Annotated in this window: 15 protein-coding genes; 10 read left to right on the top strand and 5 right to left on the bottom strand. The window is 69.4% G+C overall.

The window, feature by feature from the left end; all coding sequences use genetic code 11:
- Nucleotides 1-314 (bottom strand): GntR family transcriptional regulator (locus ACXAID_RS22305; protein ID WP_475024372.1); only part of this gene is annotated, 314 nt, incomplete at its 3' end.
- A 64-nt stretch (nt 315-378) separates the two neighbouring features.
- Between ACXAID_RS22305 and ACXAID_RS22300 the strand changes: the two genes are divergently transcribed.
- The 8 genes from ACXAID_RS22300 (at nt 379) to ACXAID_RS22265 (ending at nt 6,638) form a co-directional block, all read left to right on the top strand.
- Nucleotides 379-564, top strand: a complete 186-nt coding sequence (locus ACXAID_RS22300) for a hypothetical protein (protein WP_475024371.1) — start codon at nt 379-381, stop codon at nt 562-564.
- A 25-nt stretch (nt 565-589) separates the two neighbouring features.
- Entirely contained in the window at nt 590-1,252 is a 663-nt protein-coding gene (locus ACXAID_RS22295; RefSeq protein ID WP_475024370.1) for a nucleoside/nucleotide kinase family protein, read from the top strand.
- 13 nt (nt 1,253-1,265) lie between these two features.
- On the top strand, nt 1,266-2,120 hold the full coding sequence (locus ACXAID_RS22290) for an ABC transporter ATP-binding protein (protein ID WP_475024369.1): 855 nt from the start codon (nt 1,266-1,268) through the stop codon (nt 2,118-2,120).
- The gene (locus ACXAID_RS22285) at nt 2,117-2,977 is read left to right on the top strand and encodes an NUDIX hydrolase (RefSeq protein ID WP_475024368.1); all 861 of its coding nucleotides are present in this window, start codon (nt 2,117-2,119) and stop codon (nt 2,975-2,977) included. The genes ACXAID_RS22290 and ACXAID_RS22285 overlap by 4 nt, the downstream gene beginning before the upstream one ends.
- Nucleotides 2,974-3,651 (top strand): enoyl-CoA hydratase, encoded by a 678-nt coding sequence (locus tag ACXAID_RS22280; protein ID WP_475024367.1) that lies wholly within the window; start codon nt 2,974-2,976, stop codon nt 3,649-3,651. Before ACXAID_RS22285 ends, ACXAID_RS22280 begins: the two co-directional genes overlap by 4 nt.
- Nucleotides 3,652-3,661: 10 nt before the next feature.
- A complete protein-coding gene (locus ACXAID_RS22275; RefSeq protein ID WP_475024366.1) occupies nt 3,662-4,651 on the top strand; it encodes a class I SAM-dependent methyltransferase in 990 nt (329 codons plus the stop codon).
- Nucleotides 4,597-5,823, top strand: coding sequence for a THUMP-like domain-containing protein (locus ACXAID_RS22270; RefSeq protein WP_475024374.1), 1,227 nt, complete (start codon nt 4,597-4,599; stop codon nt 5,821-5,823). The genes ACXAID_RS22275 and ACXAID_RS22270 overlap by 55 nt, the downstream gene beginning before the upstream one ends.
- Before the next feature lie 68 nt (nt 5,824-5,891).
- Nucleotides 5,892-6,638 (top strand): RsiV family protein, encoded by a 747-nt coding sequence (locus tag ACXAID_RS22265; protein ID WP_475024365.1) that lies wholly within the window; start codon nt 5,892-5,894, stop codon nt 6,636-6,638.
- A 25-nt stretch (nt 6,639-6,663) separates the two neighbouring features.
- Here the strand turns inward: ACXAID_RS22265 and ACXAID_RS22260 are convergent, their stop codons facing one another.
- Both ACXAID_RS22260 and ACXAID_RS22255 read right to left on the bottom strand, forming a co-directional pair.
- Nucleotides 6,664-8,211 carry an alanine/glycine:cation symporter family protein gene (locus ACXAID_RS22260; RefSeq protein ID WP_475024364.1) on the bottom strand — a complete coding sequence of 516 codons (1,548 nt, stop codon included), beginning with the start codon at nt 8,209-8,211 and terminating at the stop codon, nt 6,664-6,666.
- A gap of 165 nt (nt 8,212-8,376) precedes the next feature.
- Nucleotides 8,377-9,675 (bottom strand): outer membrane protein assembly factor BamB family protein, encoded by a 1,299-nt coding sequence (locus tag ACXAID_RS22255; protein ID WP_475024363.1) that lies wholly within the window; start codon nt 9,673-9,675, stop codon nt 8,377-8,379.
- A 141-nt stretch (nt 9,676-9,816) separates the two neighbouring features.
- On the opposite strand from ACXAID_RS22255, the gene ACXAID_RS22250 reads away from it, so the two are divergent.
- On the top strand, nt 9,817-10,554 hold the full coding sequence (locus tag ACXAID_RS22250; protein WP_475024362.1) for an acyltransferase: 738 nt from the start codon (nt 9,817-9,819) through the stop codon (nt 10,552-10,554).
- 54 nt (nt 10,555-10,608) lie between these two features.
- Nucleotides 10,609-12,108, top strand: coding sequence for a glucose-6-phosphate dehydrogenase (zwf, locus tag ACXAID_RS22245; protein ID WP_475024361.1), 1,500 nt, complete (start codon nt 10,609-10,611; stop codon nt 12,106-12,108).
- 11 nt (nt 12,109-12,119) lie between these two features.
- Here zwf and ACXAID_RS22240 read toward each other — a convergent pair whose 3' ends face one another.
- Entirely contained in the window at nt 12,120-13,343 is a 1,224-nt protein-coding gene (locus ACXAID_RS22240; protein ID WP_475024373.1) for a glycosyltransferase family 4 protein, read from the bottom strand.
- 2 nt (nt 13,344-13,345) lie between these two features.
- On the bottom strand, nt 13,346-14,588 hold a 1,243-nt coding region (locus tag ACXAID_RS22235; protein WP_475024360.1), incomplete at its 5' end, for a 1,4-alpha-glucan branching protein domain-containing protein.

Below are 14,588 nucleotides of genomic sequence, written 5' to 3'. Positions count from 1 at the left end.
GCTCCCGGCGGCGCCGGTGACGCCGGCAGGGCGGTGGTGCTGCGCGCGCCCCGGCGGGCGTTGAGATAGCCGTCCTCGCGCAGCTGGGTGTAGGCGGCGGTGACCGTCGTGCGCGATACGTGCAGGGCGTCGGCCAACGCCCGCTCGCTGGGTAGTCGCGCACCGATCGGCAGCCTCCCGTCGACGATCAGCAGTCGGATCGCGTCAGCCAGGCCGTGGTAGGCCGGCCCGTTGCGACTGGCTGTGCGCCAGTTGCCGAGCTCGCGGGCCAGTAACCCGGTGTCCAGGGACCGTTGTGCCACATTTGCCGTCATATAGATGCCACTATTCGTCAACTGGCTATGGAATTGCAACCGCAACAGGCCCAAGCATGGACGCATGCCGAAAAAGTGGATGTTGATCTGGACTGCTCGGGTTTCCTCCTGGTGGAGTCGGATGGCCTACGCCGCGATGCGGCCCACCGACCATGTCGAATCCTGGGACCGCTGGGACGTCACCGACGACCGCCGTCGGGAGCTCAGCGACCTCGAGGCGATCCGGGTGCGGTTCCGCGATCACGGCTGAGCCGGAGCCGCGCTACGTTGCTCCCGTGAGTGCCGACAGCACGCTGGACACCCTGGTGGCCGAGGCCGTCGCGCTGGGGCGGCGACAGCGGCGCGCGGTCCTGGGCATCGCGGGCAGCCCTGGCGCCGGGAAATCGACCCTGGCCGCCCTGCTGCTCGCCGCGGTCGCGCAGCGGTGCGGCCCCGATTGGGTGGCCCACGTACCCATGGACGGCTTCCATCTGGCCGACGAGCAGCTACGCCGGCTCGGTCTGCTCGACCGGAAGGGCGCGCCGGAGACGTTCGACGCCGCCGGATACGCACACCTGCTGGAGCGGGCGCGCAGCGAGACCGACCGCACGGTGTATGCCCCGGGGTTCGACCGTGAGCTCGAACAACCGCTGGCCGGCGCGCTGGCGGTGCCCCCGCAGGCGCGGCTGGTGCTGACCGAGGGCAACTATCTGCTGCTCGGCGCGCCGTGGGTGCGGGCGCGCGCGGCCATGGACGCCGTGTGGTTCGTCGCCGCCGACGAGCGAACCAGGACAGAACGGCTGATCGCCCGCCACATCCGTTTCGGTAAGAGCCCGCAGGCCGCACGCAGCTGGGTCGCGGCTGTCGACGAGCCGAACTCCGCGCTGGTCGCGGCGACGGCGGCGCGGGCCGACCGGGTCCTGGTCAGCGGCGGGCACGGATGGGACTTCGTGGCCTGACTACGATGGGCGGGTGCCAGTCGACAGCTCCGATGATGACACCGAAGCCGCCGATCCCGACCTGCTGATCGACTTCGCCAGGATCACGCTCCGTCGTGGCGGTCGCACGCTCGTCGGCCCCGTGACCTGGTCGGTGGAACTCGATGAACGCTGGGTGGTGATCGGCCCCAACGGCGCGGGCAAGACCTCGCTGCTGCGCATCGCCGCGGCGATGGAACACCCCTCCTCGGGCACCGCCTATGTGCTGGGCGAACGGTTGGGCCGCACCGACATGTCCGAGCTGCGCTCGCGAGTCGGTCTCAGCAGCGCGGCCCTGTCCCAGCGGGTGCCCGACGAGGAGGTGGTGCGCGATCTGGTCGTCTCGGCCGGTTACGCCGTGATGGGGCGGTGGCGCGAGCAGTACGACGAGATGGACTACGAGCAGGCCGTCGACATGCTCGAAAGCGTCGGCGCCGAGCATCTGGCCGAGCGCACCTACGGCACGCTCAGCGAAGGGGAGCGCAAGCGGGTGCTGATCGCCCGATCCCTGATGACCGACCCGGAACTGCTGCTGCTCGACGAGCCGGCAGCCGGCCTCGACCTGGGCGGGCGCGAGGAACTCGTGGCACGGCTCTCGGACCTGGCCGACGATCCCGACGCGCCGGCGCTGGTGCTGGTGACCCACCACGTCGAGGAGATTCCGCCGGGGTTCTCCCATGCCATGATCCTGTCCGAGGGCAAGGTGGTGGACTCGGGTCTGCTGCCCGATGTGCTCACCGCCGAGAACCTGTCCAAGGCGTTCGGTCAGTCGATCGCCCTGGACTTCATCGACGGCCGCTACTTCGCGCGGCGCACGCGGACCCGCGCTGCACACAGGAGGCGGACATGAACACCCACGAACCCGAGCCCCTCCCGGCGCGACCGGCGGCGACGGTCATGCTGATCCGGGGCGCCGACAGTGGCCCGGCCGGCTCGGTCAGTCCGCTCGAGATCTTTCTGATGCGCCGGCATTCGGCGATGGAGTTCGTCGCGGGTGTGATGGTGTTCCCGGGCGGGGGAGTCGACGACCGCGACCGCACCGCCGATGTCGACTGGCACGGACCGGATCGGCAGTGGTGGGCGCGGCGGTTCGGGGTGGAACCCGATCTGGCCGCGGCGCTGGTCTGCGCTGCCGCCCGGGAGACCTTCGAGGAATCCGGCGTGCTCTTCGCCGGCTCCGCCGACGATCCGGACCTGCTGGTCGACGACGCGTCGGTGTACCGCGAGCAGCGCGCCGCCCTGGAGAACAAGTCGCTGTCGTTCGGCGAGTTCCTGCGCACCGAGAAGCTGATGCTGCGCGCCGACCTGCTGCGCCCCTGGGCGAACTGGGTGACCCCGAAAGAGGAGCGCACCCGCCGCTACGACACCTACTTCTTCGTGGGCGCCCTGCCCGAGGGGCAGCGAGCCGACGGCGACAACACCGAGACCGACAAGGCCGACTGGGTCACCCCGCGGGCGGCGCTCGACGACTTCGCCGAGGGTCGCAGCTTCCTGCTGCCCCCGACGTGGACCCAGCTCGACGCGCTCGACGGCCGCACGGTGCCCGAGGTGCTGGCGGTCGAGCGCCAGATCGTCGCCATCGAGCCGTCGCTGGCCGCCCAGAAGGGCGGCAACTGGGAGATCGAGTTCTTCAACAGCGAGCGCTACAACGCGGCCCGCAACCGGCGCGCCCCGCAGGGCTACAGCGACGGGGCCCCGCGGGCGTGACGGAGTTCGTCAGTGTGGTTGTCTCCGGCGACGGCCGGCGGCCGGGCATCGCGACGCTGCTGGTGTCGCGCCCCCCGACGAACGCGCTGACCCGGCAGGTGTACCGGGAGATCGCCGAAGCCGCCGCCGCGCTCGGCGACCGCGACGACGTCGCCGCGGTGATCCTGTTCGGCGGGCACGAGATCTTCAGCGCCGGCGAGGACATGCCCGAACGGTCGACGCTGACCGCGCAGGAAGCCGAGGTGAGCGCGCGGCTGTGCCGGGAGGCGGTGGACGCGCTGGCCGGCCTGCCCACGCCCACGGTCGCCGCGATCACCGGTTATGCGCTGGGTGCCGGGCTGACACTGGCCCTGGCCGCCGACTGGCGGCTCAGCGGGGACAACGTGAAGTTCGGGGCGACGGAGATTCTGGCCGGCCTGGCGCCGGCCGCTGCCGGGACGAGGCGACTGGCCGGCGCGGTGGGGGCCAGCAAGGCCAAGGATCTGGTGTTCAGCGGCCGGTTCGTCGACGCGCGGGAGGCGCTCGAGATGGGCCTCATCGACCAGCTGGTGGCCCCGGACGGGGTCTACGACGCCGCGCTCTCGTGGGCGGGCCGCTTCCTGGACTACCCACCATCGGTGCTGGCCGCGGCCAAGGCGGCATTCGCCGGGGATGGCCGCACAGCGAACAGTTAGGCTGCCCTGCATGACGAGTTCCGATGTCACCGATCCGGCTCCGATGCCGCATGCCACGCAGGAGCAGGTCGACGCCGCGATGCACGACTCCAAGCTCGCCCAGGTGCTCTATCACGACTGGGAAGCCGAAACCTACGACGAGAAGTGGTCGATCTCCTACGACCAGCGCTGCATCGACTACGCGCGGGGACGGTTCGACGCGGCGGTACCCGAGGACATCCAGCGCGAGCTGCCCTACGACCGGGCCCTGGAGCTGGGCTGCGGAACCGGGTTCTTCCTGCTCAACCTGATCCAGGCCGGGGTGGCCCGGCGCGGATCGGTCACCGATCTGTCCCCGGGCATGGTCAAGGTGGCCACCCGCAACGGGCAGTCGCTCGGCCTGGAGATCGACGGCCGTGTCGCCGACGCCGAGGGCATCCCCTACGACGACGACACCTTCGATCTCGTTGTCGGCCACGCGGTGCTGCACCACATCCCCGACGTCGAGAAGTCGCTGCGCGAGGTGGTCCGCATCCTCAAGCCGGGTGGGCGGTTCGTGTTCGCCGGTGAACCCACCACGGTGGGCAACCGTTACGCGCGTGAGCTCTCGACGCTGACCTGGCGGGTCGCGACGAACGTCACAAAGCTGCCGTTCCTGTCGGATTGGCGACGGCCGCAGGCAGAGCTCGACGAATCCTCGCGGGCCGCCGCGCTGGAGGCCGTCGTCGACCTGCACACCTTCGAACCCGGCGATCTCGAACGGATGGCCGCCGACGCGGGCGCGGTCGAGGTGCGCACCGCCAGCGAGGAGTTCACCGCCGCGATGCTGGGCTGGCCCATCCGCACCTTCGAAGCCGCGGTCCCGCCGGGCCGGCTGGGCTGGGGCTGGGCGAAATTCGCGTTCGGCAGCTGGACCACGCTGTCGTGGGTCGACGCCAACCTGTGGCGGCGGGTGATGCCGAAGGGCTGGTTCTACAACGTCATGGTCACCGGGGTGAAGCCGGAGGGTGGGTCGTCGTAGCGTTCAGCCTCGACGATGTGAACTACCTGCGCGGCGCGGCGGGCGCGGCGGCGCTGCACGAGCTTGCCGGAGCTGAGCTCACCGACTCCACCTTGGTCGCCGACATCACTTCGGCGAGAAAGCGTTTCGGTGACCGCGCGGCAGTATTGGTGGAAACCGTCCGACTCCGCCGCAAGGCCGCCGCCAAGCTTCCCGGTGCGGCGCACTGGCTGTTCACCGATGATGCGCTGCAACAGGCCACCGCGGCGCCGGTGGCTGGGCGCCGAGCCCGCAGACTGACCGGCGCCGTCGTGCACGACGCCACCTGTTCGGTCGGCACCGAGCTTGCGGCGCTGCGCAATTCGGCAGAATTCGTGATCGGCAGCGACATCGACCCGGTGCGGCTGGCGATGGCCGACCACAACCTGCGGCTGGACGGCCCCGCGGTGCCGCTGTGCCGGGCCGACGTGCTTCACCCGGTCAGCAGGGGTGCCGTCGTGCTGGCCGACCCCGGCCGGCGCAGTGGCTCCCGGCGCCGGTTCGACCCGCGCAGCTACATTCCGCCCCTCGATGAACTCCTCGATGTGCTCGGCACCTACGACCACGTCGTGAAATGTTCCCCCGGAATCGATTTCGCGGCGGTGCGGGGACTGGGCTTCGAGGGTGAGATCGAGGTGGTCTCGTTGGCGGGCAGTGTGCGCGAAGCGTGCCTGTGGTCACGCGGACTCGCCGACCCGGGGGTGCGGCGGCGCGCCACGCTGCTCGACACCGCAGAACAGCTCACCGACGCAGAGCCCGACGACTGCCCGGTGGCGCCGGCCGGCCGGTGGATCGTCGAGCCGGACGGGGCGGTGATCCGGGCCGGGCTGGTCCGCCACTACGCCGCCCGGCACGGTCTGTGGCAACTCGATCCCGATATCGCCTATCTGTCGGGAGACCGGCTGCCCGAAGGGGTGCGCGGTTTCGAGATTCTCGACACCCTGGCCTTCAACGAGCGACGGCTGCGCCAGGCACTTTCGGCCCGAGATGTCGGGGTGGCCGAGATCCTCGTCCGGGGTCTCGACGTCGACCCCGACGCATTGCGCACCCGGCTACGGCTGCGCGGGTCGACGCAGGCCACGGTGGTGCTGGCCCGGCTCGGCGCCGGGCGTGCCAGCCGGGCAACGGCATTCCTATGCCGTCCGTCACGTTGACCGGCCACGTACCCTGGCAACAAGTGCGCCGAGGACCGATTCGGTGCCGAACACGAGGACGTCCGACGATGCGCATTCTCGCCGCCGCCCTGTTGGCAGCCGGTGTAGTTTCGGGTTTGGCTACCGCCCCGGTGTCCGGGGCCCAGGAATCGGCGTGCGCGGAACTGGGCGGTTCGGTCGATCCTGAGCAAACGTGCCGGGTGCACGTGAGCAACCCCGCCTACACCCTGGACTTCACGTTTCCCGCCGACTACCCCGACCAGCGGGCGATCGCCGACTACCTGAAACAGACCCGGGACGGTTTCGTCAACGTCTCCGACATGCCCGGATCGTGGAATCTGCCCTATGTGCTGGACGCCCGGGGTACCGACTACCGCTCCGGCCCGCCGGCCGATCCGGACGCCGACGACCCCGCTCCGCAGGAGCCCGAACCGGTCGATGAGGCCGAGGGCACCCGCAGCGTGGTGTTCGAGTTGTACGAGAACGTCGGCGGCGCGCACCCCCAGACCTGGTACAAGTCCTTCAACTGGGATCTCGGCACGCAGGCGCCGATGACCTTCGAGGAACTGTTCCGGCCCGGAACCAGGCCGCTGGATGTGATCTTCCCGATCGTGCAGGCAGACCTGGCCCGCCAGCTCGGTGTGGACTCACCCATCTCGCCGGCGCACGGCCTGGATGCGGCCAAGTACCAGGAGTTCGCGCTGACCGACGACGAACTGATCTTCTTCTTCGGTCAGGGCGAGATCATGGCCGGCGCGGGCGGGGCGCTGCGGGCGGTCGTTCCCCGCAGCGCCGTCGCCGCCATGCTGGCCTGAGCCGCACGCAGCTCAGGCCAGCCGGTCACGCGGACGCCGACCGCACTTTGTCCTTGCCGGTGGCGGGGTCGTAATTCTCCCAGAAAGTGGCGTTCCTGATGCCGAGGGCAACGGGGTCGAACGTAGGGTCCAGCCCCTGCTTCTTCTGCTTCTCGTAGTCCCACAGCGCTTTGTAGGCGGGTTGCTGCAGGATGATGATGCCGATGATGTTCAGCCAGGCCATCAGGCCGACGCCGATGTCACCGAGCGTCCACGCGTCCGCCGCGGTGGACACCGCGCCGATCGTCACCGACACCAGGATCAGCGCCTGCAGCAGGATGGTGGTGTTCGACCCGACCGTGCCGCGGATGTAGGGGACGCTGATCGTCGCGGTCTTGCCGAGCAGGAACCGCAGGTTGGTCTCGGCCATGTAGTAGTAGGCGATGATCGTGGTGATGCAGAAGAACGCCAGCGAGAACGCGATGAAGCTGGACCCGGCGCCGTTCCACAGCGTGTCGAAGCCGTTCTGCGCGAACGCCGGGCCGACCTCGGTGCCGTCGGGCAGGATGCCGCCGTCGGCGATCACCGCGCCGTCGGCGCTCTCGCCCTCGAACACCCGGTAGGCGCCGGTCGACAGGATCAGGAAGCCGGTCGCCGAGCAGATGAACAGGGTGTCGATGTAGACCGCGAAGGCCTGCACCAGCCCCTGCTTGGCGGGGTGTGAGACCTCGGCGGCCGCCGCGGCGTGCGGGCCGGTGCCCTGACCGGCCTCATTGGAGTAGATGCCGCGTTTGACGCCCCACATCACCGCGACGCCGAGGATCGCGCCGAACGCGGAGTCCAACCCGAACGCGCTGGAGAAGATCAGCGAGATGATGCCGGGGATCTCGCCGGCGTTCATCAACACGATGACCAGTGCCAGCACGATGTAGATGACCGCCATGAACGGCACCACGATGGAGGCGAAGGTCGCGATCCGCTTGACGCCGCCGATGATGACGAAGGCCAGCACGATCACCGTGCCGACGGCGACCCACCATTCGCCGAAGCCCCAGGCGTTCTGCATCGCCGAGGCCATCGAGTTGGACTGCACCGACGGCAGCAGCAGACCCATGGCCAGCATGGTGACCGCGGCGAAGACGTAGCCGTAGATCTTCATCGGCACCGCGCCGGCGGTGTTGGCGAATGCGTGGCTGAAGTAGTACGCCGGGCCACCGCGGTACTCGCCGGTGAGCTTGTCGCGTTCCTTGTAGATCTGGCCCAGGGTGCATTCCACGAACGACGTGGACGCTCCCAGGAAGGCCACTACCCACATCCAGAACAGCGCACCGGGGCCGCCGAACGCGATGGCGGTGGCCACACCGGCGATATTGCCGGTGCCGACGCGTCCGGCCAGTGAGATCGTCAGCGCCTGGAAACTCGAGACACCCGAGGGTGACTTCTCGCCCTTGAGCATGAGCCGCACCATCTCGGGGACCTGTCGTACCTGCACGAAGCGGGACCTGATGGAGAAGTACACGCCGGCGGCGAGGCAGAGGTACACGAGCGTCTCGTGCCATACGAGGTCGCTGACGCTTCCGAGGAATTCCGACACCTGGTGTCCCCTTTGTCCGTTCGGGCGTGTTTTGGTGTTTCGAAACAGCACTCTTTCACCGACAGGAAAGAACGGCATTACCTGTTTGTCACGGCGGTGTTAGGACGGCCGGATATAGGCGCGCTGGTCGAGGCCTTTGGTTAGAGCGGGCCTCGGTTCGAGCGGTCAGGCGGGCGCGAAACCGAAAACCCGGCCGTCGCTGCTCGCAGTGACCACGCGGCGGTCGCTGCCGACGGACACTCCGACCGGCCATCCGGTGGCCCCGGGCAGCGGATAGCGGTTGACGGTGCCACCGTCTCCCAGGTCGAACACCACCAGCGCCATCCCCGGTTCGTCATCCCCCTCGGCGGGGCCGTCGGGGACGACGGTATAGCCCACGCCGGCCAGGCTCGACGTCGACAGCGGCGTGACGTCGTCGCGGCGCCACAACTCTTCACCCTGCTCAGCGGTGTCGCGGATCGCGACCAGCTCGGCGCCCGGTCCACCACCGGCGACGATCAGCCCGCTCGGGGTGACCGCCGGCGGGGTCTGGGCGAGATAGCCCAACGGCACCGACCATTTGGCAGTGCCGTCGTCGCTGTTGATCGCCCACAGCTGCTCGTCGCGGCCGCTGACGTACACCGTCGACCCGTCCTCGGACAGCACCGGGCTGGCCAGCGGCCCCCCGCCGACCGCGTCGCTGGTCCACTCGCGCAGGAGCTCCGGCGTCTGTCCGGGGCGGTAGCGCAGTCCCACCAGTACCGGCTCGTCGGCTCCGGGCTCCCACAACGGCACCACCGCGGTGCCGGTCGTCGCCGAGAACGCCGGCGCGGCGGCCACCGGACAGTCGGGCCCGGCGGAGCGACAGTCCTCGAGCCCCCGCAGGGAGTCGGTGGGGTCGAGGCCGGCCACCAGGTCCAGCGAGGTGCCCACGACGGTGCCGCCCTGGGCGTCGAACACCAGCACCTGGCCGAGGTGGGTGACCACCAGCAGATTGCCGGGGGACAGGAAGCGCATCGTCATCGGCATGCCGATCACCGGGCGGCGCCAGCGCACCCACTGCGTGGTCGGGAAGGACTGCACCAGGCCCGGCTGACCCATGTAGAGGTTGTCGAATCCGTCGAACAGCGGGCCGGCGAACCCGCCGCCCTGGACGGTGCGGGTGCACCAGCGCTGCCGGGCACGGTTGTCGTTCTCCCAGACCATCAGCGAGCATCCCGCCGCGGTCTGGCCGTTGAGTGCCAGGTAGCCGTCGGAGCTCAGCGCCGCCTGGGCGCCCAGCTCGCCTTTGACCGACCGGATCCAGTCCAGGCGCAGCGTGCCGGCGCCCGAGACGGGCGAGTAGCTGTTGTTCTCGGCGTTGGCGTACTGGGCGGCCCAGCCGTCCGCGGCGCGCGCCAACACCCAGGAATCGGTGTTGCCACAGCCGGCTGAGGCGCCCGCAATCAGCGCCGTCGCGGCCAGGACGAAGATTCGCCGCAGCACGTGTTCCCTTCAGTTCTCCCGGAGCGCGGGTGGCATCGGTGCCTTTTCTCGAGCCCACGTGAGGGTAACCGTTTCGCGGCCCGCCACCGGCGCGCAGCGGGCCCGGAATGTCGTGGGCCCGCTCGCGTAGGCTTTGCGGCCATGACGACGATGTGGGGCGCGCCGCTGCACAAGCGCTGGCGAGGGTCGCGCTTGCGGGATCCGCGTCAAGCCGACTTCCTCACTCTCGCCTCGTTGAAGTGGGTCCTGGCCAACCGCGCCTACACCCCCTGGTACCTGGTGCGGTACTGGCGGCTGCTGAAGTTCAAGCTGGCCAACCCGCACATCATCACCCGCGGCATGGTGTTCCTCGGCAAGGACGTCGAGATCCAGGCGACCCCGGAGCTCTCCCAGATGGAGATCGGCCGCTGGGTGCACATCGGTGACGGCAACACCATCCGCTGCCACGAGGGTTCGCTGCGGATCGGCGACAAAGTGGTGCTCGGCTGCAACAACGTCATCAATTCCTACCTGGACATCGAGTTGGGGGACTCGGTGCTGATGGCCGACTGGTGCTACATCGTCGACTTCGACCACAAGATGGACAACATCGAACTGCCGATCAAGGACCAGGGCATCGTCAAGAGCCCGGTGTCCATCGGACCCGACACCTGGGTGGCGGTGAAGGTGAGCGTGTTGCGGGGGACCTCCGTCGGCCGGGGATGTGTGCTGGGTTCGCACGCGGTGGTCAAAGGCGACATCCCGGATTTCTCGATCGCCGTCGGCGCCCCGGCCCGGGTGGTCAAGAACCGCAAGCTGTCGTGGGAGACGTCGGCGGCGCAGCGGGCTGAACTGGCCGCGGCGCTGGCCGACATCGAACGCAAGAAGGCTTCGCACTGACCTGGGTTTGCCGCTGACGCTGCGACCGCACGGCGTCGATGACAGCATCAGCAGGTGACCACACCCAGCCACCAGAACATCGCCTACCCCGCTACGGGTGCGCATCCGTTCCGCCACGACGATCCGCCCGTGGCGCCGTTCGTGATCGTGCTGTTCGGTGCCACCGGTGACCTCGCGCGGCGCAAGTTGCTGCCCGGTATCGCCTATCTCGAGCAGTCGTCGCTGACCCCGGACATCCGTCTGGTCGGCACGTCGTTGGAGGAGTACACCGACGACGAGTTCCGCGAGCTGGCCCGAGAGGCCTGTGATTCCTTCGGCAGCCACGAACTGACCGACGAACAGTGGGCGCAGTTCTCCGCCAAGATCAGTTACGTCCCCCAGGGCGAGGGCCCCGAGGCGCTGGCCGCGGCGGTGGCGCGGTGCGAGTCCGAACTCGGCGACGGGGTGCAGCGCCTTCACTACCTTTCGGTGCCGCCGAAGGCCGCCGAGTCGGTCATCACGATGCTCAAGGAGGCCGATCTGGTCGAGCGTTCGCGGGTGGTGATGGAGAAGCCGTTCGGCACCGACCTGCGCAGCGCGGTGGAACTCAACGCGTTCGTCCATGAGACGTTCACCGAATCACAGGTCTTCCGAATCGACCACTTCCTGGGCAAGGAGGCCGCGCAGAACATTCTGGCGTTCCGGTTCGCCAACGGCCTGTTCGAGCCGATCTGGAACCGCAACTTCATCGACCACATCCAGATCGACATCCCCGAGACGCTGGGCCTCGACGCGCGGGCGAACTTCTACGAGAGCACCGGCGCCTACAAGGACATGGTCGTCACGCACCTGTTCCAGGTGATGGCGTTCGTGGTGATGGAGCCGCCGACGGCGCTGGAGCCGCGCGCGATCAGCGAGGAGAAGAACAAGGTCTTCCGGTCGATGCTGCCCATCGACATCGGCAACGTGGTGCGCGGTCAGTACACCGGCTACCGCGAAGAAGAGGGCGTGGCACGTGATTCGGACACCGAGACGTTCATCGCGCTCAAGGTCGGGATCGACAACTGGCGCTGGGCCGGCGTGCCGATCTACCTGCGCACCGGCAAGCGCATGGCCGAGGGGCAGCGGATCGTGTCGATCGCGTTCAAGGAGGCGCCGCGCACGATGTTCCCGCCGGGGTCGGGGGTCGGCGCTCAGGGGCCGGACCATCTGACGTTCGACCTGGCGGACTCGTCGAAGATCTCGCTGTCGTTCTACGGCAAGCGCCCTGGTCCGGGCATGAAGCTGGAGAAGCTGTCGATGCAGTTCTCCACCCAGGAGACCGACTACATCGACGACGTGCTGGAGGCCTATGAGCGGCTGATCCTGGACGCGATGCGCGGGGACCACACCCTGTTCACCACCGCCGAGGGCATCGAGTCGCTGTGGGAGCGGTCGGCCCCGCTGTTGCTCGACCCGCCGCCGGTGAAGATGTACCAGCCGGGCACCTGGGGGCCCAACGCGATTCACCAGATGATCGCCCCCCATGCGTGGCGGCTGCCGTTCGAGCGGGTCTGGCGGGAGAAGAAGTCCTGACCCGCGGCTGATCAGCGCTCGGGCAGTGCGCGTTCGGCGATGGGCCGGCGCGGCTGCGGTCTGCGCTCACCGCGTTTGGCGCCCAGATAGACCTGCGCGGTGTCGGCGGCGACGGTGTGCCAGGCGAAATCCGAGGTGAGCCGGTCCCGCGCGGCGACCGCCCGCTGTTGCGCTGAGCCGGGCGCGTCGAGCAGCGCCCGTACCGCTGCGGCGAGTCCGCCGACGTCACCGGGGGGATGCGACAGCCCGGTGTGCCCGTCGATCACCGCCTCTCCGAGGCCGCCCGCGGTCGAGGTGACCAGTGGTGCGCCGGCCGCGGCAGCCTCGAGCGCGACGATCCCGAAGGGTTCGTAGTGTGACGGCAACACCGCGGCGTCGGCACGATGCAGCAGGGCAAGCAACTGTGAATGATCAACCTGTCCAACGAAATTCGTTGCTTTCAGCACTTTGTGGCGACGGGCCTGCTCGGTCAGGAAGCTGCGCTGGGTGCCGTCTCCGGCGACGGTCAGTGTGGTGCCGGGATGGCTGCGCCGGATCCGGGGCAGCGCCGCGATCGCGTCGTGCACGCCCTTCTCGTACTCGAGGCGGCCGAAGTAGAGCAGTTCGGCAGGCCCTAAGCGTGCCCGCCGCGGCGCGAACGGCCAACCGTCGGTGTCGATTCCGTTGGGGATGACGGTGATATCGGGGACATCGGGCCCGAACAGGGCGGTGATCTCGTCGCGCATCGAGGCCGAACAGGTGATCAGCCCGTCGGATTCGCCCACCAGCCAGCCCTCCAGTGCATGCACCTGCCGGCTCACCGCCCCGGAAACCCAGCCCGAATGCCGGCCCGCTTCGGTGGCGTGGATCGTGGAAACCAAAGGCGCATCGAAAAATTCGGCGAGCGCGACGGCCGGATGGGCGACCAGCCAGTCGTGGGCGTGCACGACGTCGGGCCGCCAGCCGGCCGCTAGGCCGGCCCGGATCATGGCGTGGCCCATCGCCAGGGTCCAGGCCATCATGTCGGAGCCGAAGGTGAATTCGTGCGGATCCTCGGCGGCGGCGATCACCCGCACGCCTGCACAGACCTCGTCGGTGGTGGGGTGGGTGTGCGGATCGGTGGCCGTCGGGCGGCGGCTGAGCACCACCACGTCGTGTCCGGCCGCGCCCAGTTCGGTGGCCAGGTGGTGGACGTGGCGTCCGAGCCCGCCGATCACCACCGGCGGGTACTCCCAGGAGATCAGCAGGATCTTCATCGTCACGCGTTCGGCAGCCGGCGCGCGTCGAGCGCACCGAACAGCCCGTCGGCCCGGTTCCACCCCTCGGCCAACCGCTGGGCGTGCTCGTGGCGGCCGGCGGCCTGGGCCGCGGCGATCTCGCGGGTGGCGTGCGCATGCAGATGGGCGCGGTAGCGCGCGTAGTCGGCGGCGGAGTCCTTGCTGACCATGAACGGCCAGTCGCTGGACACCGTCAGCAGGGTCTCGCGCAGGATCTGATCGGCGACGGTGTGCCGCGGGGTCGGTGCATCCGGCAGCACGGAGCGGGCCAGCGCCTTGTCCACGGTGCTCAGCGCGGTGTCGACGACCTCGCTGTTGAGCTGCACCAGGTCGGCGACCTTCTCACCGGCCCAGACCTGCCAATCCTTGCCCGACCCCCAGGAGCTGGGCGGCAGTTCCACCGGGCTGCCGACGTAACCGCCGGCGACGGCGTCGGCCAGCGTGCCCACCCGGATGCCGGCGGCCGGCAGTGCGCGCAGCACCCGTTCCAGCCAGACCGGGCCCTCGTACCACCAGTGGCCGAACAACTCGGTGTCGAACGCGGCGATCACGTGCGCGGGCCTGCCGATGCGTGCCGACTCGGCGGTCAGCCGGCGGCGCACCGTGTCGACGAAGTCGGCGACGTGCACGTCGACCGCGGCGTCGGCGCGATCCGGGTCGTAGGGGGCCTTGGCCTCCGAGGGCACGTTGCGTCCGGTCACCCTGGCCGGTTTGAGCCCCGTGGCGTGGTCGTAGGTGTGGAAGTCGCGGTATGCGGCGTGGCCCGGATAGCCCGAGCGCGGCGACCAGACCCGGTAACTGACCTGCAGGTCACGGCCGAACGCGACGACGTCGGATCCGGCGACCGGTCGACCGAGGGTGGTGTCTCCGTGCAGGGTGGGGCCGTCGACCATGAAGTGGCCGACTCCGGCGCTGCTGTAGCCGGCCTCCATGCCGGGGGCGTAGGCGCATTCGGGAGCCCAGATCCCCACCGGCGTGTGCGCGTAGCGCTGCGCCGCATCTGCCAGGCCCTCGCGCAGCGCGAAGTCGCGCAGGCGCGGGTTGAGCAGGGGCTGGAACGGGTGTGCCAGTGGGCCGCCCAGGAGTTCGATGACCTGCCCGTCGATCAGTTCACGCAGCAGCGGGCTGGCGCCGTGGCGCCACAGCGCCTCGAAGTCGGCGAGTTCGCGCTCGGCCTCGCTGCGCTCGCGGGCGCCGAACCGGCGCAGTGCCTCGGGCGTGGAC

It is taken from the genome of Mycobacterium sp. ABE4_509, from assembly GCF_056160785.1.
Note: the sequence above shows the minus strand (reverse complement) of the source record. Positions and strands in the feature narration are given on the sequence as shown.

Coding starts and splice junctions, on each gene's coding strand:
- ACXAID_RS22250 (WP_475024362.1), top strand. CDS start 9,817: ATGACGACGATGTGGGGCGCGCCGCTGCACAAGCGCTGGCGAGGGTCG.
- ACXAID_RS22300 (WP_475024371.1), top strand. CDS start 379: ATGCCGAAAAAGTGGATGTTGATCTGGACTGCTCGGGTTTCCTCCTGG.
- ACXAID_RS22285 (WP_475024368.1), top strand. CDS start 2,117: ATGAACACCCACGAACCCGAGCCCCTCCCGGCGCGACCGGCGGCGACG.
- ACXAID_RS22240 (WP_475024373.1), bottom strand. CDS start 13,343: ATGAAGATCCTGCTGATCTCCTGGGAGTACCCGCCGGTGGTGATCGGC.
- ACXAID_RS22275 (WP_475024366.1), top strand. CDS start 3,662: ATGACGAGTTCCGATGTCACCGATCCGGCTCCGATGCCGCATGCCACG.
- ACXAID_RS22265 (WP_475024365.1), top strand. CDS start 5,892: ATGCGCATTCTCGCCGCCGCCCTGTTGGCAGCCGGTGTAGTTTCGGGT.